At 61.9% G+C, this 21,579-nt stretch carries 16 protein-coding genes and 1 tRNA gene; 4 read left to right on the top strand and 13 right to left on the bottom strand.

Annotated features, from left to right (window positions below; translation table 11 throughout):
• The first annotated feature begins 93 nt into the window (after positions 1-93).
• A complete protein-coding gene (locus tag KBX07_RS01375; protein WP_256022702.1) occupies positions 94-1,134 on the top strand; it encodes a hypothetical protein in 1,041 nt (346 codons plus the stop codon).
• Between the two features lie 876 nt (positions 1,135-2,010).
• On the opposite strand, the gene KBX07_RS01380 is transcribed toward KBX07_RS01375, so the two are convergent.
• From KBX07_RS01380 to KBX07_RS01395, 4 genes are all read right to left on the bottom strand, one after another.
• Complete coding sequence (locus KBX07_RS01380; protein WP_256022704.1) at positions 2,011-3,558, bottom strand: ATP-binding cassette domain-containing protein; 1,548 nt, start codon at positions 3,556-3,558, stop codon at positions 2,011-2,013.
• 113 nt (positions 3,559-3,671) lie between these two features.
• Entirely contained in the window at positions 3,672-3,956 is a 285-nt protein-coding gene (locus KBX07_RS01385) for a hypothetical protein (protein WP_256022705.1), read from the bottom strand.
• Positions 3,957-4,100: 144 nt separating this feature from the next.
• Positions 4,101-4,174, bottom strand: a tRNA-Leu gene (locus tag KBX07_RS01390).
• Positions 4,175-4,245: 71 nt separating this feature from the next.
• Complete coding sequence (locus KBX07_RS01395; RefSeq protein WP_256022707.1) at positions 4,246-4,785, bottom strand: hypothetical protein; 540 nt, start codon at positions 4,783-4,785, stop codon at positions 4,246-4,248.
• 204 nt (positions 4,786-4,989) lie between these two features.
• On the opposite strand from KBX07_RS01395, the gene polA reads away from it, so the two are divergent.
• Positions 4,990-7,653 (top strand): DNA polymerase I, encoded by a 2,664-nt coding sequence (polA, locus tag KBX07_RS01400; RefSeq protein ID WP_256022708.1) that lies wholly within the window; start codon positions 4,990-4,992, stop codon positions 7,651-7,653.
• Between the two features lie 74 nt (positions 7,654-7,727).
• Here polA and KBX07_RS01405 read toward each other — a convergent pair whose 3' ends face one another.
• Positions 7,728-9,059 (bottom strand): hypothetical protein, encoded by a 1,332-nt coding sequence (locus KBX07_RS01405; protein WP_255995215.1) that lies wholly within the window; start codon positions 9,057-9,059, stop codon positions 7,728-7,730.
• A 358-nt stretch (positions 9,060-9,417) separates the two neighbouring features.
• Here KBX07_RS01405 and rpsA point away from each other — a divergent pair, with 358 nt between their 5' ends.
• Together rpsA and KBX07_RS01415 are read left to right on the top strand one after the other, a co-directional pair.
• Positions 9,418-10,893 carry a 30S ribosomal protein S1 gene (rpsA, locus tag KBX07_RS01410; RefSeq protein ID WP_255995216.1) on the top strand — a complete coding sequence of 492 codons (1,476 nt, stop codon included), beginning with the start codon at positions 9,418-9,420 and terminating at the stop codon, positions 10,891-10,893.
• A gap of 173 nt (positions 10,894-11,066) precedes the next feature.
• Positions 11,067-12,182, top strand: coding sequence for an HNH endonuclease signature motif containing protein (locus tag KBX07_RS01415; RefSeq protein WP_256022710.1), 1,116 nt, complete (start codon positions 11,067-11,069; stop codon positions 12,180-12,182).
• Here KBX07_RS01415 and KBX07_RS01420 read toward each other — a convergent pair.
• The 8 genes from KBX07_RS01420 to KBX07_RS01455 form a co-directional block, all read right to left on the bottom strand.
• Positions 12,179-13,303 carry a trimeric intracellular cation channel family protein gene (locus KBX07_RS01420; protein WP_256022711.1) on the bottom strand — a complete coding sequence of 375 codons (1,125 nt, stop codon included), beginning with the start codon at positions 13,301-13,303 and terminating at the stop codon, positions 12,179-12,181. The two genes, KBX07_RS01415 and KBX07_RS01420, sit on opposite strands and share 4 nt — an antisense overlap.
• Positions 13,304-13,385: 82 nt before the next feature.
• A complete protein-coding gene (locus KBX07_RS01425) occupies positions 13,386-13,739 on the bottom strand; it encodes a DUF4259 domain-containing protein (protein ID WP_255994855.1) in 354 nt (117 codons plus the stop codon).
• A 76-nt stretch (positions 13,740-13,815) separates the two neighbouring features.
• Positions 13,816-14,409 (bottom strand): dephospho-CoA kinase, encoded by a 594-nt coding sequence (gene coaE, locus KBX07_RS01430; RefSeq protein WP_256022713.1) that lies wholly within the window; start codon positions 14,407-14,409, stop codon positions 13,816-13,818.
• Between the two features lie 55 nt (positions 14,410-14,464).
• Positions 14,465-16,249 carry a choline/carnitine O-acyltransferase gene (locus KBX07_RS01435; protein WP_256022715.1) on the bottom strand — a complete coding sequence of 595 codons (1,785 nt, stop codon included), beginning with the start codon at positions 16,247-16,249 and terminating at the stop codon, positions 14,465-14,467.
• 64 nt (positions 16,250-16,313) lie between these two features.
• The gene (locus KBX07_RS01440) at positions 16,314-18,059 is read right to left on the bottom strand and encodes an ABC transporter ATP-binding protein (RefSeq protein WP_256022717.1); all 1,746 of its coding nucleotides are present in this window, start codon (positions 18,057-18,059) and stop codon (positions 16,314-16,316) included.
• Complete coding sequence (locus tag KBX07_RS01445) at positions 18,056-19,072, bottom strand: ABC transporter permease (protein WP_256019052.1); 1,017 nt, start codon at positions 19,070-19,072, stop codon at positions 18,056-18,058. The genes KBX07_RS01440 and KBX07_RS01445 overlap by 4 nt, the downstream gene beginning before the upstream one ends.
• The gene (locus tag KBX07_RS01450) at positions 19,072-20,019 is read right to left on the bottom strand and encodes an ABC transporter permease (RefSeq protein WP_005290312.1); all 948 of its coding nucleotides are present in this window, start codon (positions 20,017-20,019) and stop codon (positions 19,072-19,074) included. The genes KBX07_RS01445 and KBX07_RS01450 overlap by 1 nt, the downstream gene beginning before the upstream one ends.
• Positions 20,020-20,022: 3 nt before the next feature.
• On the bottom strand, positions 20,023-21,579 hold the full coding sequence (locus KBX07_RS01455) for an ABC transporter substrate-binding protein (protein ID WP_256019050.1): 1,557 nt from the start codon (positions 21,577-21,579) through the stop codon (positions 20,023-20,025).

Consider the following 21,579-nt stretch of genomic DNA (forward strand, 5'->3'; position numbering starts at 1 on the left):
GCAGCCCTAGTGCTACCCATCACCTGCGAAGCCGTAACACAGCAGGTCAACGGGGTAAACGAGACACATTCAGATGTAGCGGAGGTTGTAGCAGTGGGAAAGAAAAAGACGTCCAGGACGGCGACGCCGAAACAGTCCAGGTCGTGGGTGCTCACGATTTCGGCGGACAAGCACGACCGAGACGCAGTGGAAACGGCACTGGAGCCGTACACGTATGTCGGGCAACTCGAACGCGGCAAGGGTGGGTTCGTGCACTGGCAGGTGCTCGTGGAGAATGAGACGCCGATCAGGTTCGCAACGTTGAAGCGGAAACTGCCGACGGCGCACATTGAGCCGAGGCGGGGCACCGTTGCCGAGGCGGTGGCCTACTGCATGAAGGAGGACAGCCGCGTCGATGGTGAGCCACCACTACAGCATGGCGATATTCAGTTACGTGACGATAAAGGGCGGCGCAGTGACCTTGACCGTATCCGGGCGGCGATACTCGACGAGGGGCGGACTGTGGACGAGGTCATTCTCACCATGCCCGAGGCGGCACGGGTGACAAAGTACGTCACGGAGTTGGCGGCCGCGCGTGATCGTGCCGCAGCGCGCGGGGTGGAGCGAGACGTCGAGGTGATCTACCTCTATGGAGACCCCGGCGTTGGCAAAACTCGATGGCTCTATGACAACTACGACGACGTGGCACGGTTGACCGATTATCGGAACTTCGACGCCTACAACGGCGAGAAAGTGCTTGCCTTAGACGAGTACGGCGGGCAGATTGACCTGCGCCTGCTTAACGGCGTGCTCGACCGATACCCGATCAACCTGCCCGCGCGGTACTACGACCGGCCTGCACGTTATGAGACCGTGGTGATCATCTCGAATCAGCCTCCATGGCTACTCTATGACTGGGAACAACCCATCGTTAGGCGTGCTTTCGCGCGACGCCTTCACCGGGTGCTCGTGATGGGTGCGGACGGTCACGTCCACGAGGTTGACCGTGAGTCTGTGCAATCACGCTTCGGGGTCCTCAACGCAACGACTCCGGTTGCAGCTCTAGAAGCTGTTCCGGCTGTTGTAGAAGGTGAGGAATCAGAAACACCCGAGGCTTTACCAATTGATCTTGCCGATGAACAACCACCTTTTTGATGGTGTATCACTGAGATATGTTTGCATCTAGCAGGGCGGATACGGCAAGGTTCAGTTCATCTGAGAGGCCTCGTTCATTGAGTATTCGACGAATATTAGCTCGCGTTGTTTGGAATCCTTGCGTGGTGTGTTCGATGTCTGCGGCAGCCTCCTCGCATGCCTCACTGAGGGCCACTAGGCGCGAGTGGAGTAAGTCTGTTGCTTCATACGCTGGGATAGGAAGTTGCCAGGGGTAGGTGTCGAAGTGTCTGCCTCCGAACAGTCCGGTGGATTGGTACTGGCGCACCAACTCGGTCGTTATTGGCGCATTGAGGATCGCGGTTAGGTAGCGGGCCTCCGATACGCTCTTCACTGGAAGCCAATAGAGCGCGTGCTCGGCAATAACGTCTTGTTGCGTGTACATTGCTGCCAAAGCTGTACCTGAGGCGGTGCGATACTCGGGAGTTTCGCTTCCTGTATCGATCTTTATCGGGGCGCTCCTGGTTGTGCTGGGTGTGCTTTTGTGGAAAGCGAGTGTAGGGCTTTACCGCTGGATAGAGCGAGTGAAGCCATAAGCTCGAAGCTACGTAGGGATGAGACATATGGAATCTCACGAAGCTCGCATCGACGCTTATTACTCTGATGGGCAAGAGGCGAAGCGTTTGACGGAACGATCAATCGCCGGCGTTCTTAAGCAACGGAGTTCCTCCCGGTGTGCGTCAGATTGTTGGATTGTTGTCGGCCTTGCTCTGGGATCGGTATTGGACTTGCCGCAGACGCCCAGCACTGGATGTCAATAAAAGAAAGAGGAACTGAGGCCCAAACTTTCTTTTCGTGAGGCTTCGAGCCGCTGGTCGTGTTGAGCACCGAGCGGCCCGTCGCCTCAACTCCAATGGTTTAGAACGTTGCGGTTCCGTCCTTATGCAAGGTCAACATGCGCTTGACCCCGATTCGGTCGATGAAGTGCTGGTCATGGCTCACCACCACAACCGCACCTCGGTAGCTCGCAAGCGCGTTCACAAGTTGATCGACGGAATCGATATCGAGGTTATTGGTCGGTTCGTCGAGGAATACGGCGTCCAGTGGCGGGTCTGCCATCAAAAGTCGTGCAAGGGCCACTCGGAAGCGCTCGCCTCCAGAGAGTGTGGAGACGTCGCGCTTCACAGTGTTTCCGTGCAACCGAAAAGCGGCAAGGATCTCGTAAGTGTCGTGTTTCAACCTGCCTGGCGCCGACGTCGAAACGGCATCGAATACGGTTCCGGCTGGTAATGCGAGTTGCTGATCAATGTAACCGATTCGCGCTGTCGCTCGAGCGAGCGCTGCGCGCAGCACGGTCGTCTTCCCGACGCCGTTGTCTCCAGCGATCTGCCAGCGGTCGCCTCCTCCAACGGTCACTGCCACATCCCCGAAGGTAAGCTCGGCGAGCACCTTGGACCGAGGAACATCCGGATCGACGATCGGGATCCGGATCGATTCGTACTCGCGCACGTCCTCTTCGGCGCGCTTGAGTTGTTCGCGAGCTTCAGTTACCTTTGCGGCTGCGGCTTTCACCCGACCTGTGCGGCGTGCCTCTGCCGCCCGTTTCGCGGTAGGGTCCGAGAGCTTGGGGCCGCCTTTGACAGCCGTGAATTTTGCCTTTGCTCGTGTGGCTTGGCGAGCGGTTCGCGCACGAATTTGCTCGAGGTCTTTTCGTTCTATGTTGAGTGCAGATTGAGCGTCGGTAACGTTGCGAAGGGTGGCTTTGCGCATCGCCTCGCGTTGTTCAACATAGTGATCCCAGTTCCCTCCATAAACCACGGCGTTTCCCTGGTGGACTTCCACAATAGCGTCCACATGGTGAAGTAGTTCAGTATCGTGGCTGGCCACAACAACCTGTCCGGACCAATTGTTGATCAATTCAATTAAAGCCTCACGAGATGGGCGATCCAGGTTGTTCGTGGGTTCATCCAGCAGTGCGACGCGACGGCGTGACAGCTTCAGTCCTGCCACACCGAGGCGGACGAGTTCGCCTCCAGAGAGTGTGTGGGCTTCGCGTGACAAGACGTTGTCGAGGCTGAGGGAGGGGAGTGTTTCGGAAACGAGTGCGAGTGCTCGGGCTTCGACACCCCAGTCGTCTCCGACGTCGTCGAAATCGGTGGGGTTAACGCTCCCCGCTTCGATGCGCTGAAGGGCCAGTAGTGTGCGGTCGATACCGAGAATTTCTGCAACGGTTGAGTGAGGTGACGTCGCGATACGTTGTGTGAGCGTCACGGTTGGCGGTGCGCTGATCGAACCCGATTGTGGCGCTAAGGCTCCGTTGATGAGTTTGAGAATGGTGGACTTGCCTGATCCATTACGCCCGACGACGCCGATTCGGCGCTCGGTCAGGGAAAACGAAGCGTTTGCGAGAATTGGACGTTCATCAGGGGAATACGAAAAACAGACGGAAGAAAATGAAATCGACATAGTGCTCCAAGCATCGAAGGTAGCCGGAGCGGTTGCTCGCGGCTGTTCAGATACGCGGAGTGTCGTTCATTGGAGTGTTTAATCCTTTCGTCAGGATGCTCTCACTGCATCCGTCATGAGCGTACCACGGCAGTTCGGGAAGCTGTCAACTGCCGTAATGGTAGCGGCAGGACGACGATGGTGTTGAAGAACGCGCGGTATCCCTTGCCGTGGCTGCGTTTGGCTCTGTGACCGATTTTGATATCAAAATTGACGAGGCTTGCTAGCGCAGTCTCAACCGGGCTCAAATCGGTGGCCGAAAGCAGCAACATTTTAATGTCCGACTGAATGTCAGATTCGGTGCGGCCAACAACGCCAGGATTAGCTAGCCGGGAGAGAAGATCAGAGTCAATCGCCATAACGCCTAGCGTAATTGGGGCTGGTGTGTGACGGGCCATGCCATGCAAAGTACTCAGCGCCAAAAGGATCGCCAGTACTCCAGTTAAAAAGAAGGGTTTAAGAAGGGGGCTACCTCATTCTTCCAGGTAACCCCCTGCTAGCGGTGCCCCAGGTGAGACTCGAACTCACACTGGACGGGTTTTGAATCCGTTGCCTCTGCCAATTGGGCTACTGGGGCGTGCTGAATAAGAATAGCGCAGCGTGTTTCACGGACGAAATGAGGTCTAGACCAGCAAGAAAGCTGCGCCTTTAATCGGGGTCTTCTTCGATGTTGTTGACTGCGGAGACAAACGCCTCAGCGCCTTCCCGCTCGAGGGCATCAAGAGCTTCCTGGAGAAGGGTTTGACGGTGAGACCCGCGCAGCCTGTTGGCTTTGTTGATCACTTCCGGGGTGATGCGATCAAGCCCGGGGTCTAAGAAGGAAAGCGGAATACTGCCGACCTCGTAAGGCTCGTCAGGAGGAATCCTCTTGTGCAGGACGTACATCACTACGAAAATCAGCGCTGGAGCGATGAGAAAAACCCAAAGCATGAGGAGTGCGGGGTCTCGGGGCTCACTGAAGAGGTAACCGATCAGTCCCAGCAGCGCGAATGGGATGAGCATGCTCGCGAGACACCCGGCGCAACCCAACCAGATGTAGATCGTCCTGATCCGTTCGATCGTTGGGGTTGTTGGAGACGCTGTCGTTGTCACCACCATGGCCGAGGAATCGGGCGCTAGTTCGATCGAGATGCTTTTGTTCTTCGATGGCGGCAAGTTCGGGTATGGCCATACGTTTCGCGTCTCCAAGCGTTGCTCCTTTCTCCGTCATGGGTGAAACGCGCGCATCGGGCCGGAAGTTCGAGCAAGTGGCAAAACTAGAAGACTGCTGGAGGAGATAAACCAAAGACGATGCTTTTGACCTGCAGGTTTACGTGAGCGGTATTCCGGAAACCGGCCAGTAGTATTCCGGGCGCGGGGAGGTGTCCGGGCCACTCGGTAAAGTGGTGCCTTGTGACTGCGAACAAGAAACGCCTTTTGCTTATCGACGGCCACTCCATGGCCTTCCGCGCCTTCTACGCCTTGCCGGCCGAGAACTTCTCCACCTCCGGCGGGCAGAACACGAACGCGGTGTATGGCTTTCTGTCCATGTTCGCGAACATCCTCTCCGAGGAGCAGCCGACGCATGCTGCCGTCGCCTTCGATGTGGGGCGCAAGACCTTCCGCACGGAAAAATTCCCGGAGTACAAAGCTCAGCGCGAAGCCGCCCCGGAGGAATTCAAGGGGCAAGTGCCGATCATCCAGGATGTGCTGGGAAGCTTGGGCATCGTCACGTTGACAAAAGACAACTACGAGGCCGACGACATCTTGGCTACGCTGACGACGCAAGCGCAGGATGAATACGAGGTGGTCATTGTCACCGGCGACCGCGACTACATCCAGCTGGTCAACGACGACGTCACCGTTTTGTATCCGACCCGCGGTGTATCCACCCTGACCCGTTTCACCCCGGAGGAAGTGGAGAACAAATACGGTCTCACACCGGCCCAGTACCCGGATTTCGCGGCGTTGCGTGGCGACCCCTCGGACAACCTGCCTAACATCCCGGGCGTGGGGGAGAAGACCGCCACCAAGTGGATCGTGGAAAACGGGGACTTGGAGGCCCTTATCGCCAACGCCGACTCCATTAAGGGCAAAGCTGGCGATGCCTTTCGTGAGCGTATCCAGCAGGTCAAGCTCAACCGCGAACTGACCCAGATGGTCACCGATCTCGTACTGCCTGTCGGCCCGGATGATCTGGAGCTCAAACCGGCAGATGTCGGTGCAGTGGCGAAGGATTTCGATGATCTCGAGTTCGGCGTCAACCTCCGCGAGCGCGTTTTGGCAGCTGTGCCGACGGACGGCAGTGCGCCGGAGCCGGAGACCGTTCAGCTCAGCGAGGTCACGGTGGACGACGGCCCGCTTGACGAGTGGTTGTCCGCACATAAGGGCCAGGGTCTCGCCGTGTTCGTCACGGGTCATGGGGCGCCGGCGGCGGGGGATGCTGTGGCGGTGGGAATCGTCGACAAGCAGCGGCACGCTGTGAGCAAGCAGCTAGCGGAATTAAGCCCGGGGGAGGAGTCCGCGTTGCAGACGTGGCTCGAGTCGGCCGCACCGAAGTACCTGCACAGCGCGAAGGAGACGTTCCACATGCTGCGCGGCCGCGGGATCACTTTGCGCGGCATTGCGCACGACACAGCGATTGCGGCGTACCTGCTGCGCCCTGGCCAGCGTACGTATGATCTCGGCGACGTGTACCAGCGTCACCTGCAACGCCAGCTCACTACGGGCAGCGACCAGCTGAGCCTGCTCGATGAGGACACAACGCTTGTGGACTCGGCCGCGGCGATCCTGGAGCTCGCGGAAAAGCTCACCGAGGACTTGCGCGCGATCAATTCTTACGAGCTCTACGCCGATCTCGAATTGCCGCTAGTGACCATCCTCGCTGAGATGGAGGACACCGGAATCGCCGTCGACATGGACGTCCTCGAAGAGCAGCTGAAAGAGATCGCGCAGAAAGTCACCGACGCCGAAGACACAGCACGTTCGCTTGTCGATGAACCCGACCTGAACCTCTCGTCCCCCAAGCAGCTCTCCGTCGTCCTCTTCGACAAACTCGAGCTGCCCAAGACGAAGAAGACCAAGACGGGCTATTCCACCGCCGCCAAGGAGATCGAGACGCTCGCCGCAAAGAACCCGCACCCGTTCTTGGATCAGCTACTCGCGCACCGCGAATGGCAGAAGCTCAAGTCCACCAGTGAAGGCCTGATCAAGACCGTCCACGACGACGGCCGCATCCACACCACCTTCAACCAGACTGTCGCATCCACTGGGCGCCTCAGCTCCACCGAGCCGAATCTGCAGAACATCCCCGTGCGCACCGAGGCCGGCCGCCGCATCCGCTCCGCCTTCACCGTGGGTGACGGCTACGAATGCCTCCTCACTGCGGACTACTCCCAGATCGAGATGCGCGTCATGGCGCACCTGTCCGAAGATCCCGGCCTCATCGAGGCGTACAAGGAAGGGGAGGACCTGCACAACTTCGTCGGCTCCCGCGTCTTCGACGTGCCCATCGACGACGTCACCCCCGAGCTGCGCCGCCGCGTCAAAGCCATGAGCTACGGCCTCGTCTACGGCTTGAGCGCATATGGCCTGTCCAACCAGCTGGGTATCCCCGCCGGCGAAGCGAAGAAAATCATGGAGTCCTACTTCCAGCGCTTCGGCGGCGTGAAACGCTACCTCGACGAGGTTGTTGAACAAGCCCGCCGCGACGGCTACACATCCACCGTCTTCGGCCGCCGCCGCTACCTGCCGGAGCTCACCTCCGACAACCGTGTCGCGCGCGAAAACGCAGAACGCGCCGCCCTCAATGCTCCCATTCAGGGCACCGCGGCCGACATCATCAAGGTCGCCATGATCCGCGTCGACGCCGCGCTTAACGACGCCTCCCGCGACCAACCTTTCCAATCCCGCGTCCTCCTCCAAGTCCACGACGAACTCGTCGTCGAAATCGCCCCCGGCGAGCTCGAGCAGGTTCAAGCGATCGTCGAGGAGGAAATGGACCGCGCCATCACACTGCGCGTCCCGCTGGAAGTCTCCGCCGGAACCGGCACCAACTGGGACGAAGCAGCACATTAGCCCGGGGCCGGCGCTTGTTCCGCGCGGCACCCGGGCTAATAGGGAAGGCAGGGGGGAGGCCCCTCTAGATTTTCCTAGATCTTCGTGGAGCCGGAACCCGTGCTGGAATCGGCGGCCGCGTCAGAGCCCTCGCTGTCTGTACCGTCTGCACTGTCTGCGTCTTTGGTGTCTTCATCGTTTTCGTCCTCGACCTCGGACTGGAGGGCTTTCTGGAATTCTTCGTCATCAAGCATAGATTCCTCAGCCAGCTCGTCGAGCGACATGTCCGCGAACTCGCTGTCCGGGTCGAGATTCTCCTCGTCGGTCACCAGATGGACAGCGGCAGTGCGCAGCTCGCCCTCGCGGTCCAGGCGGTCGCGGTAACGGAAGTACTGGTAGACCAACACCGCGATCACGAACAGGCCCAAGTAACCCAGGATCGGGTACAGGTTGGCCACCAGTGGCTTGAAGCCGATGAACGACAGCACGAAGCCGACCAGGCAGGCGCCGACGTAAACCTTGTAGAAGTTGTCCGGGTTGTTGCGCGTCAGGCGCTTCGCCAGCGCGTAGATCATGCCCAGGCACGTGTTGAACACCATGAGGAAGATGACCCACGTCATGACCTGGCCGAGTGCTGGGTTGATGTTGAACAGCACGGTCAACAGCGGCAGATCGTCGCCGTTGATCTCCTTGGCCTCCATGAACAGCGTGACAACGAGCAGAGCCAGCATCGCCGCGTACAGGAAGCCCGCGACTATCCCGCCAATGCGGACCGACTTGTTGTCGAAGTTGTCGCCGCCGATCACAATCGCCATGGACACCGTGCACAGCGCGTTCAAGCCCGTATGGTTCAGCGCGCCCAGCCACCACGTGGGAGCGCCCGTCGCGCCCTCCACATTCTGCTGCGCCCATTCGCTTTGCGACGCAAAGTCCACGCTCGTATGCGTGAACGTCCAAATCGACGCGATTAGGACGAAAATGATGAGCAGCGGAGTGACGAGCCCCAGAACCATTGAGATCTTGTTCACATCCAGCCGGCCCACCAGCAGCATGATGACCAGCATGGCCACACCGCCGACATAGATCGGCCAACCGTATGCTTGCTCAAGGTTCGAACCGGCACCGGCGAACATCACGAAGCCCACACTGAACATGCAGGCGATCGCCGACCAGTCCATGATCTTCGATGAAAGCCCGTCCGAGACTTCGCCGAACACACGCGTGTGCTCGTTCGCCTGGAAATAGGAACCGAAAGCGAGGAAGGCCACCGCGGCAAAAGCCATGACCACACCGGCCAGGACAATGCCCCACATGCCCATCTCGCCGTACGAGACGAAGTACTGGAACGCCTCCATGCCGGAAGCGAAACCGGCGCCCACAACGACGCCGATGAAAGCGAAGCCGATACCGATACCGCGCTTCAACATAAAAACACCACCTATATGCCCTGCGGGCACTATCAAATTTGGTTGACTGTCTAAGGATAAAGAGATTGGTGTGAAAATGGTGAATTCGCGCCACAGATTTCTTCACCGCTCGCCCGGAAAGTGACCTGCGACGCGCGAGATCAAAGTTTGCTCGAGCTGGGCAAATGAACTAATCTCGGCAAGGCGTATCTACGCTGCCCGCGTGGCCCCGGTCGTAATAGGAGGGCCGCCCACGGCGGGAGCGAGATCGAAATCCCAGCGTGACCGGCCTCTTTTGGGGCGTCGATAAGCTGCTTTTTCGAGAGATGCGCTCATGTCCAACCGCTATCTCCTATCCATATTCGGAGCAACATAACCTATGCCCACTTCTACTACCCCGCAGGTTGCCATTAACGACATTGGCAGCTCTGAGGAATTTCTTGCCGCAGTTGACGCCACCATCAAGTACTTCAACGATGGTGACATTGTCACCGGCACCGTGGTCAAGGTCGACCACGACGAGGTTCTCCTTGACATCGGTTACAAGACCGAAGGTGTCATTCTGACCCGTGAGCTCTCCATCAAGCACGACGTCGACCCGGATGAGGTCGTTCAGATCGGCGATGAGATCGACGCTCTGGTCCTGACCAAGGAGGACAAGGAAGGCCGTCTTCTTCTGTCCAAGAAGCGTGCACAGTACGAGCGCGCCTGGGGCACCATCGAGGAGCTGCAGAAGAACGACCAGCCTGTCACCGGTACCGTCATCGAGGTGGTCAAGGGTGGCCTGATCCTCGACATCGGTCTGCGCGGCTTCCTGCCCGCATCCCTCGTTGAAATGCGCCGCGTCCGCGACCTGGACCCCTACATCGGCCAGGAGCTCGAAGCGAAGATCATCGAGCTGGACAAGCACCGCAACAACGTCGTTCTGTCCCGCCGCGCTTACCTGGAGGAGACCCAGTCCGCGGTCCGCTCCGACTTCCTCCACCAGCTGGAGAAGGGCCAGGTCCGCAAGGGTGTCGTGTCCTCCATCGTCAACTTCGGCGCCTTCGTCGATCTCGGCGGCGTTGACGGCCTGGTCCACGTGTCCGAGCTGTCCTGGAAGCACATCGACCACCCGTCCGAGGTTGTCACCGTCGGCGACGAGGTCACTGTCGAGGTGCTCGACGTCGATCTCGACCGCGAGCGCGTCTCCCTGTCGCTGAAGGCGACCCAGGAAGATCCGTGGCGCGTCTTTGCTCGCACCCACGCTGTGGGCCAGATCGTCCCGGGCAAGGTCACCAAGCTCGTCCCGTTCGGCGCATTCGTCCGCGTCGAAGAGGGCATCGAGGGCCTGGTTCACATCTCCGAGCTGGCACAGCGCCACGTCGAGGTGCCGGATCAGGTCGTCGAGGTGGGCCAGGAGGTCATGGTCAAGGTCATCGACATCGACCTGGAACGCCGCCGCATCTCCCTGTCTCTCAAACAGGCAGACGAGGACTACATCGAGGAGTTCGACCCGTCCCGCTACGGCATGGCCGACTCCTACGACGAGCAGGGTAACTACATCTTCCCGGAGGGCTTCGACCCGGAGACCAACGAGTGGATGGAAGGCTACGACGAGCAGCGTCAGGAGTGGGAGGCCCGCTACGCCGAGGCTGCCCGCCTGCACGAGGCTCACACTGCTCAGATCGAGCGCAACCGCGCCGCTGCAGCCGAGGCTGAGGAATCCGGCGAGGCAGCAGCTCCGTCCAACTACAGCTCCACCGGCGATGCTGCAGCTCCGGCAGCTCCGTCCGCTGGTGAGGCTGAGCAGGGTGGCTCGCTTGCTTCCGACGAGCAGCTCGCGGCTCTGCGCGAGAAGCTCGCAGGCAACTAACGCCTAGCATTTGTGGCCCGCACTCCGGTGCGGGCCTTTTTGCATGCTTATCGACGCCTTCCCCGCGACCCCTCCCTTGCGTCCCTGTGGATAAGTCTGGTTGTGGGGTGGGTTATCCACAGATTTTTGGTGGTTTTCTTATCGAGGGTGCCTTTTTGCTTAGCGTGTGTGTCATGAGCGATTTTGACGCGTTTCTTGGTTCTCTTGGCAGTCCGATGGATGCCCTGGCTGGTTTCGACCGTCAGGCTGCTTGTGCTGCCGGTGTCAAGCCTGCCACCTATATCGAGTGGGAGAAGGCTCACGAGGTCTATTTCGGGAAAACTCGCTCTACTCGCAAGCAGGCGCAGGCGGTGCGTGTTTCGCGTCAGACGGGCAAGTCGTTGGATCAGATTCTGTTCATCGAGCAACACGTCAAAGCCGCCGGCTCCGAACGCGAAAAATGGAAGCTGCGCCTGGCGTTGTTGTCCGTGCGGGGTAACTATGAGACGTTGAAGCGCCGCGCCAAAGACATCGCCCCTGACCCGGATGCCGACAAGCCCGCTCCGCAGTCCATCGTCCGGTTCGGCCGGTCACGCAAAGGCAAACGCACCTTTAGCGCCACCGGTGATGACCGCGATATCGCCGCCCTTGAGCACGCTCTGCGGAAAAACCTCGACGCGGATCGTCCTGAAGGTCCGCAGATGCACGAAGCCTTCCACGACCTGCTGCACAAAGAGGGAGCTGTCGCCGCGTCGGTGCCGCGCCCGTTGGTGCAGATCCCGCTTCCGGACTATGTGAAGATCCTCGCCGGTACAGGTGACGAGACCATCCTGGGTCTATCTGATGGCACCACCATGACCGGTGCGGAGTACTTGACCCACCACCACTCGAAAGACTTGGAGGTGGCGTTGTTTCATCCGCAGGCGGGTGCGGTGAACCTGTACAGCACCAAACGCTTCGCCAACACCAAGCAGCGGGATTTGGCGCGGGCGACGTTGACGACGTGTCCTATGCCGGATTGCCGGCATGCTGCGGATAATTGGGAGGTTCACCACATCACCCCGTGGGCGAGCGGCGGGCCCACCAATATGGACAACTTGGCGGTGTTGTGTAGGTATCACAACCGGACCAACGACGACGGCCCCCACCGGAACCATCGGGGTCGAATACGGATGCGCGGCGGAACACCGGTACCGAACACCACACACCAGTTTGGTGCGATGCACCTCCTGTTCGGGAAAATAGCGAAACAGCCGAAGAGCACACACCGGGGCGAAGCATGCCCTGCGGCCGAAGAGGCGCGCGCCTAGGCGTCCCGATTTTTGTATCGTTCCGCGAGGCGTTCGATGAGTTCATCGGTGAGCTTGGCGTCGGACAAAATGATGTCCAGCATGTCCGCATGCATTGCTTCGGTCTCGGCGGGGTCGGGTTCCGTCGTTTCCCCGTCGTAGGAGTCGCCGGCGAGGTCGACACCGATGCCCTCGAAGAGGTTCTCCTCTTCAGTGGGGGTCTCGACTCCAGCGGCGGCAAGTGTTTCCGCATCGATGGCGGGGAACTGGTTGGTGAATTCGGTGAGAAACTCGTCGGCGTCGCTGCGGGCCTCGGCTGGGTGCTTACCCTTGCGGATCTCCGCCTCGATGCGCCGCTGCAAGGCTTTCTCCATCTGGCGGTGGCGCCAGGCACGCACGCTTTTGGGCTCCAGTCCGCGGGCTACGGCGCGGGAGCGGTCTTCGGCCTTCCGGGCAAGCGACGCCACTTGCGTTGCTGTGGCAGTCACGGTGGCGTTTACCGGCGCGAAGTCCGGATCTTGGCTGACCCGCCAGTTGCCGTAGTAACCGAAGAGGAACAGCGTGAAACTCGCGACCGGTCCCAGCACCATCGATATGGCCAGGTAGCCGGTGGCGTTACCGATCAACACGATCACCGCGCAGGCCACCGCCGGAATCACGGCTGGCTGGTTCCCGCCGAACACGGCTGGCTCGCGACCGGTGACGACGTCGCGGATCATGCTGCCGCCAGTGGCGGTGAACACACCCATCATGATGGTGGGCAGAAGCGGTAGCCCGTACTGGATGGCCTTGGACGCACCGGTGGCGGCCCACAACGCAGAAACGAGGGCGTCGCCGTGCGACTGGAGGAACTCCCACGCACGGCCCTTGAAGTATGTGAACCGGGAGATCAGCGCGCCGGTGAACGCCAGGATCAGGTATTCAGGCTGGCTCATGGCGGCGACGGTGCCTTGGTTGATGAGGACGTCGCGAAGCATGCCGCCGCCCAGCGCCGAAAGCATGGCGATGAACAGAAACCCCACGATGTCATAACCGAGCTGGCGCGCAAGGGTGCCGCCGATGATTCCCATCAGGAGAACGCCGGAGACGTCCATCCATTGGTAGATAGAGCTGATGAGCGGGTCGACCTGGTCCACGGACATACCTGGTGATTGTAGAGCTAGCCCCACTAAAAGGCATGTCAGGTGCGCTGACGGCTCCGGGGCATAGAACCCAACCTGGCAGTTACGCGACGTATTTCTTTGTCTCGGCGAGCCAGGTATCCAGTTCGCCGGCATTTTCCCACAGGTCGTAGAGCTCGGAGCTACCCGGCCGCAGGGCCTGGCTCGCGCGACGGCGAATCCAGCGGCGGTCGTCGAGGGTGAACGGGAAGCGAAGCGCGGGTGCGAGAGCTTCGGAGGGCACGTGCCCGTTCAGCACGGCGGCTAAAGCGATGACGGATTCAGCTTCGTCGGTGCCGAGCGGTCCGCGGCCGCAGTCGAAACGGAACTGGTCCATGCAGAAGGAGCCGTCAGCAAGCGCTGCGACGGCGTCCACTGCCGGGTCGTTGTCGAACGGCCCGATGTCCCACGTTCCCATGGCCGGTCACCTTAGGCAACGTAGGTGAATGGGACGTAGCGTGGCCTTGAACGTTGTTCGACTAATGGGCGAAACTTCAGGCCCTCAGGCGCGCGATCAGCTGGTCGACCTGCGGTTTAAGAGCGTCCAGGTCGCCGTTGTTGTCGATGAGGATGTCGGCGGCGGCGTTGCGGGTGGCGTCGTCAAGCTGCTGCGCGATGCGGGCGCGGGCGTCGGCTTCATCGAGGCCGCGCGACAAGACGAGCCGCCGCACGCGTTCCTCGGCGTCAACGTCGACGACGACAGTGAGGTCCATGTCGCGGTGCATGCCGAGGTCGACGAGCAACGGCATGTCGTACACGACGGCCGGCTCGCCGGCAGCTTCCGCCTCCGCGAACCGACGCTCGGACTCCGTACGGATCGCCGGGTGGGTGATCGAGTTCAGCTTTTCAGTTGCCCGCTTATCGACGAACGCCCTTCCTGCCAATGTCCCCCTATCCAGCGTGCCGTCCTCCCGGATGATGTCCGCGCCGAATTCCGCCGCGACGCGGTCGAGGACGGGTGAGCCCGGTTCCATGATCTCCCGGGCGATCTGGTCGGCGTCGACCACCGCGAAGCCCTCCTCTTCGAGCATCTTCGCCACAGTGGATTTGCCGCTGCCGATTCCGCCGGTGAGTCCGGTCTTTTTCATGTGCTTCCGCCTTCCCGTTGGCTGGCTTGTTAGATACTCGTTTAGTCGATGTCGCTTAGCGGATCTCGCCGCAGAAGTCCCAGAACATTGCCGCGGCTGCGACGAGATTCGCGCGGAATTTCGCAGGCTGCTCAGCGGTGCTGGTGTTCCAGGAGACGCAGAATTCGGCGTCGTTAGGAAGCGGGGTATACGAGATGCCGAAGCCTTCCTGCAGGGTCGGCGCGAAGCAGTAGCGCACGATCTGGTTAGCGCCGCCGATGGAGGTCGTGGACAGGAAATCGCGACGCGCGGCCGTGGCGGCGAGGTCGGTGAAGAAAACGTCGGAGTCGTCGATGCTGGCCATCATCTGGATGTGGCGGTCGAACCCATTGCCGGACTTGCAGCGCTTCACCCACCCGCGGTGGGCATCAAGGGCGGAGGTGAGGTCGTGGGGGGTGGCGGTGCCGTCGATAAGCTTTTCTGCGAACAAGACCGCTTCAGGCGTGGCGGCGCGCAGGCACTCGGTGCGGCCGGCGCGGAATTCGCGCATATCGACGGCCTCGTACACCGCGCGCACATGCCCGTACGTGAGCTGCTGGGCGATGTGCATGGTGATCTGCGCCGACGCGTCGCGGCTGATCTTGAACGGCAGCTCCGCCGGGATGCTGTGCGGGACCGTGATGATGTCCGCCGCCAGCTTCCCGGCAGCTTTCCGGACATCGCCCTGGTGCGCGGAAATCGTCTGCTGCGTCGCATCGTCGAGGTCCCACGCGAGCTCTTCCGGTGCTGCGTTCGCGTCGGTCGTGTCGGTCGCGTCGGTCAGCTCCGCATCCTGCATGCGGTTGATCGCGGTAACGAGGGTCGCGCCGTCCTGGCACGAGTGCTCGACATGCACCGCGGCCCAGTCACTGTTCAGGCTGATTTGGTAGCTCAATGGCTTGTATACCCAGGCGCCGCGTGGGGCGAAGGTGGCCTGACGGATGCGCTCGGTGTCGCTTGTCGCGGGGGCGTCGGCCGCGGCATCCTGCACGTCAATGGTGAACAGCATGTCGTTGAGGCGCTCGTAGGTGGCGTGGTTGCTTCCTTTGTCGAGGATCGTCGGCAGTAGGTCGGCGAGAATGCCGGAGCCGAGCAGCGACGGGGCGTTGAAGTCCAGGGCAGCCTCGCCAGGTTGCGCCGCGAGTTCCAGCACCGTGGCGAGACCGTCGCGCAGGGCACCGGCGGACAGGGGAGCGCCTTCGGCGTTACTGACAGGTAGCGCGAAAAGTCGGCCGTCGACGAACACGCCGATCTCGCGGTTCGCGGCGCCGAGCTGTGTCGCGATGATCCTGTCTTCCCCCTCCTCCGGATGCCTGATACCGCCTGCGTAGACGAACCACTGGTTCATGGTAATGCGGTTGCCACGGGCATCGACATCCTCGGGCAGGGCGTCAGCTGCAGCGGCGAGGTGGACGGCAGCGGCACGGCGGATGAATTCGACGGCGCGGTCCAGGTCGGCAGGGTTGGTGGCCGCAGCACCGGCTGCGGTAGGGCCACCGGACGCAGGGAAGGCGATCTGGAACCCCACATTTGACGCCAGGGTCAAGGGGGAGCGGGTGGAGAGGTAGGAGGAATACCATTCGTCGTTAAGCCAATTGGTGCCCGCTGCTTCGCGCTGGGCCGCGCGTTCCCGCAGCTGCGCGTCGAGGCGTGGACCGGCTCCCGTGCGGAAGCTTTCGACGACCTCCCGCGCATGCTCCAGTTCGCTGCCGTCGAGGACCGCTTCGAGGGCGTGGCTGTACGCGTCGAGCGTGCCGTCGAGCGGCGGGACGGGCAACGGCTTGAGGTCTGTCGTTGCGGGGTGGGAAGTGGGGTGTGCCACGGCGTTGTCCTCCTGTTTTCGCCTGCGGATATACACACCTCACACTACCCACGGGGCGCAGTGGCTAGAGCGACGGGATATTCGTTAGCAAGCTGCGCGTGTAGTCGTGGAGCGGGTTGTCGAGAACGTCGTCGACAGGACCGTCGTCGACGATGATGCCCTTGTTGAGCACAGCGACGCGTGTGGCGATGTGCCGGGCGAGCGCGATGTTGTGCGTGACAAACAGCAGCGATAGGCCACGCTCGTAGCGGAGTTCGGCGAGCAGCTGCAGGATCGACGCCTGGACTGACACGTCGAGGGCCGAGGTGATCTCGTCGCACACGAGGACCGACGGCGCGTTGACGAGCGCGCGGCCGATCGCGGCGCGTTGGCGCTCGCCGCCGGACAGGTCGCCGGGACGGCGGTCGTAGAAGCTGCGGTCGAGCTGCACGGCTTCGAGGGTCTCCTCGACGATGGCGCGTTGCTCGTCGCGGGACAGTTCGCCCGCCATGATAAGCGGCACGCTCATCGATTCACCGATGGTGCGCCGCGGGTTCAGCGATGAAAACGGCGATTGGAAGATGTACTGCACGTCCTTGCGGTGCTCGAGGGTGCGGTCGCGGCTGGAGTGCGCGAGTTCTTTGCCGCGCAGCAGCACGTCGCCGGTGTAGCCGGGGTTGAGGCCGGCGATCGAGCGGGCGAGGGTGGTCTTGCCGGAGCCGGATTCGCCGAGGAGTAGCGTGGATTCGCCGGCTTCGATGGCGAGGTTGATGCCGTGCAGGACCTTGTTGTCGCCGTACGCCATTCCGAGATCGCGGACTTGGAGAAGCGGCGTTTCAGCGGACGCCGCGGGGTCGCCGTGGACCTCGGCCCAGGAGTTGGTCCAGCGGTCGTTGCCCGCGATGTCCTTGTGACCTTCCAGGTCGGGGATGGCGCCGAGGAGCTTGCGGGTGTAGGCGTGCTTCGGGTTATACAGGACGGCGTTGTAGGGGCCTTCCTCGACGATGTCGCCGCGGAGCATGACGATGACGCGGTCGACGAGCTCGCCGACGACAGCCAGGTCGTGGGTGATGTAGAGCGAGGCGACGTCGTTCTTCATCGTCATGGTGCGGATCGTTTTCAGGACGTGGTTCTGGGTGGTCACGTCGAGGCCGGTGGTCGGCTCGTCGAGGATGAGCACGTCGGGGTACATGGCGAACGCCATGGCGATGCCGACGCGCTGCTGCTGCCCTCCGGAGAGCTGGTGCGGCCAGCGTGCCAGGTATTCGTCGGTGTCGGGCAGATCGACGTCGCGCATGACTTCGCGGACGCGGTCGGCGCGCTCGGACGAGCTGGAGCCGTACCCGTGGATGTCGAGGACCTCGCGGATCTGGTCGCCGATGCGCATCGCCGGGTTGAGGCTGAGCGCGGGGTCCTGCGGGATATAGGCAACGCGGGAGCCGCGCATGTCGCGCACGTCGTCTTCGCTAAGCGTAAGGACATCGGTGGTTTTGTCGTCGCGGGAGTAGAGCGTGACGGATCCGTCTGTGATGGTCAGGCCGGTGCGCACGTGGCCGAGCGCTGCAAGTCCGGCGGTGGTCTTACCGGAACCGGATTCGCCGACGAGGCCGACAATTTCGCCGCGGTAGAGGTCGATGTCGACGCCGTGGAGGATCTCGGTGCCGCTGTAGGTCGCCATCCGCAGGTCGCGGATGCGCAGCACGAGCGTGTCGTCGTTGCGTACAGGGGGTACGTAGTCGCCTTCGCCGCCAGTCGAGGACCACAGCGAGTCTCTTCCGCTTATCGACGACTTCTTCGGCCCCTTGCCGTCCGCATTAATCGAGGTGGTCATGCGTTCTCCTTCGGGGCAGCCTGGGTGGTGCGGCTGCGGGTGTCTTCGTTGATGATGGGGGCGACCTTGTCCTGGCGGTCGCTCGGGATAGTGGTGCCGGTGCGCTTGATGGGGGTGGCGGTGGAGGCGGTGGCGCGGGCGGTGGCGTCGGCAAGCATGTTGGTGCCGATGGTGAGCACCGCAATGGCGATGACCGGCAGAACCACGCCCCACGGCTGGATGGACAGCGCGATGCGGTTCTCATTGATCATCAGGCCCCAGTCAGCGGCCGGCGGCTGGATGCCCAGCCCCAGGAAGGACAGGGACGCAATGGAACCGATGGAGTAGGTCAGGCGCAGCCCGGCCTCGACGGACAGCGGGCCGGTGATATTCGGCAGGATCTCTTGGGTGAGGATCTTCCAGTGCGGCACCGAGTACATCTGGGCGGCGCGGATGTAGTCCTCGTTGGTGACCGACTGGGTGGCCGAGCGCGCCACGCGGGCGATGCGCGGTGCGTGGGTCAGGCCGATGACGAGCACTAGGACGGTCGCGGAGGGGCCGAAAATCACGATGGCGAGCATCGCGAAGATCAGCTGCGGGAAGGCCAGGAGGACATCGTTGATGCGCATGATCACAGCGTCGGTTGCACCGCCGGTGTAGCCGGCGATCATGCCGAGCACCGTGCCTACGACCATGCCCAGCACCGTCGCCAAAAATGCCGTGATGAGCAGGATCAGTCCGCCGCCGATGAAGCGGGAGGCGACGGAGCGGCCGAGGTTGTCGGTGCCGAAGATGCCGTCGGAGGTGAACGGGAGGCCGAGGAACTCGGTGGTGGAGTAGCCGGTGAGCTGCTCGGTGAAGAAATAACCGATCAACGCGATCAGGAGCACTAGACCGGTGAGGATCATGCCGACCTTGCCCTCCGGCTGCGCCCAGATGCGCTTGAGCAGCGGGTCGGGTTTGGACAGGGAGGCTTTCAGCTCGTCGCCGGTCCTGACATCGGAGGGGGCGCCAGTATTGTGCGGCTGGGTCATTAGTTGCTCCTTAGCTTGGGGTTGGCCATGATGCCGATGACATCGGCAAGCAGGTTGACAACGACGTAGACGGCGGCGATCAGGAGGGTGACCGCCTGCACGACCTGGACGTCTCGGTAGTTGACGGCGTCGATCATGGCGACGCCGAGGCCCGGGTAGCGGAACAGGTACTCGACCACGACAATGCCGCCGGCGAGCCATGCCAGCTGGATCGCGACGACCTGGGCGATGGGGCCGATAGCGTGGGGGAGCGCGTGGCGGAAGATGACGCGGCGCTCAGGCACGCCTTTGAGACGGGCCATTTCGACATACCCCGAGTCGAGGGTCTCGATCATCGTGGCGCGGGTCATGCGAGCGATGTACGGGCTGACGACCAGCGCGAGGGTCAACGTCGGCAGCACGAGCTGCGACGGGTACGACCAGACAGAGGCGCCCGGCTGCGACATCGTCACCGCGGGCAGCACCTGGAAGACCGAGGTTGCGAAAACCGTGACCAGCAAAATACCGATGACGAATTCCGGCATCGCGGCGAGGATCAGGGTGACCCAAGTGATGGCCTGGTCGCGGCGGAAGCCACGCCACCACGCCGCATAGATGCCGACGAGAATGCCCAGCGGAATCGCGATTAACGCCGCCAAAACCATCAAGACCAAAGAGTTGACCAGCGGTTCACCGAGCAGCTCGGACACCGGGCCGCCGGTGGTGGTGGAGGTGCCGAAGTCGCCCGTCAACACGCCGCCGAGCCACAGGAAGTAGCGTTCGACGGGGTTTTTGTCCAGGTTCATTTCGGCCTGGAGCGCGGCGATGCGCTCCGGGGTAGCCTGCTGGCCCAGGATGGCGCGGGCGGGGTCGCCCGGCAGGAGCAGTGTGGCGCAGAAAATGATGACGGACACTGCCAAAAGAATGAAGATGCTCAAGCCGAGTCGGCGAGCGATGAGTTTGCCCATTGTCTATGCCTCCGCAATCCACATGTCGTAGAACAACGCCTGGGACAGTGCAACGCCACTTGGGTGGGGGCGCGCTCCGACCACGTAGTTGTGGTACGCGTCCACCTGGTTGGGGAAGCCCCAGATGATGTATCCGCCGCGGTCGTAGAATTCGCGCTGGAGCTCCTTGATCTCCTTGCTGCGCTCGCGGTCGTCGACAATGCCGCGGGCGGCTTCGACGCGGGCGGTGAATTCGTCGTCGACCCAGTGCGTCTCGTTGAACGGTGCCTCCTCGGTGGCGCAACGGTTGACTTGCTCGAGGAAGTTTCGCGTGTAGTAGAAGGTCTGGGAGAACGGGTAGGACAGGTAGTTTCCGTCGGCCCAGAAGGTGGTGGAGTCGACTTGGTCGATCTTCACGCGGATTCCGGCGTCGCGGACCTGCTCCGTGAACACCTGCGCGGCGCGGACAGCGCCTGAGGCGATTTCGGAGGTGGCAAGGGTGACGTCGATGCCGTCGGGGTAGCCGGCGTCGGCAAGCAATTTCTTTGCTTCTTCGATGTTTTGCTCGCGCTGGGGGAATTCGTGCGGGTACGCCGGGTCGTAGAGGGCGAACATGTCGTTGCCGACCTGGCCCTCGCCGGAGAAGACTTGGTCGACCATGCCGGGGCGCGCGCAGGCCAGGCGCATAGCTTGGCGGACGCGCTCGTCGTCGAAAGGTTCGTGGTCGACGCGCATGGTGAAGGGGAGCCACATGCCGGTTTCAGAACTGACGACGTGCATGCGCGGGTCAGACTCGATGACGCGGACCAGTGCGTGGTTGAGCGCTCCGATGCCGTCGACCTGGGAGGACAAAAGCGCGTTGAGCATCGCGTCCTCCTGGTAGAAATCGACGACCTCGACGCGGTCCAGGTTGGCGGGGCCGAGGAAGTAATGCTCGTTGCGCTCCATGACAGTCTCCCGGCCGGCGGAGAAGCTGACCAGTTTGAAGGGGCCAGCACCGATCGGATTCTCCGGGTCGTAGTCTTCGGGGACGATGCCCATTTGGTACTCGGCGAGCGCATCGGTCAAGGTCGCGTCGGGCCGCGACAAGGAGATCGTCAGCGTGCGGTCGTCGACGACGTTCATGGCTTCGATGTGCGCGATGGACCCTGCGCCGTTCTTCGGGTCGTCCGGATCGGCGACGCGCTCGTAGGTGGCAATCACGTCCTCCGGGCGCACCGGGCGGCCGTCGGAGAATTTCACGCCTTCACGCAGACGGATGGTCCACTCGGTCGCGTCTTCATTCGGCTCGAGGCTCTCGGCGAGACGGTTTTCCAGCTCGTATTCGTAGCCGCGGCGTGCGAGAGGCTCGTACAGATTGACCACGCGGGCGGCGTCGCTGGCACTGGCGGGAATGTGCGCGTCCACGGTGTCGGCGGTGGAGCCGCCCACGAGTCCGACGCGCAGGGTGCCACCCTTGCGCGGCGGGCCCGACGTATCGATATTTTCAGCCGGCATCGTCGGCGAGCATGCCGCGAGGGCAGTCGCCGAACCAGCGACTGCCGCGGTGCCCAGCAACTGCCGGCGCGAAAGTTCAACCAT

The organism is Corynebacterium sp. CCUG 70398 (assembly GCF_024454055.1).
GTDB classification, from domain to species: domain Bacteria; phylum Actinomycetota; class Actinomycetes; order Mycobacteriales; family Mycobacteriaceae; genus Corynebacterium; species Corynebacterium genitalium.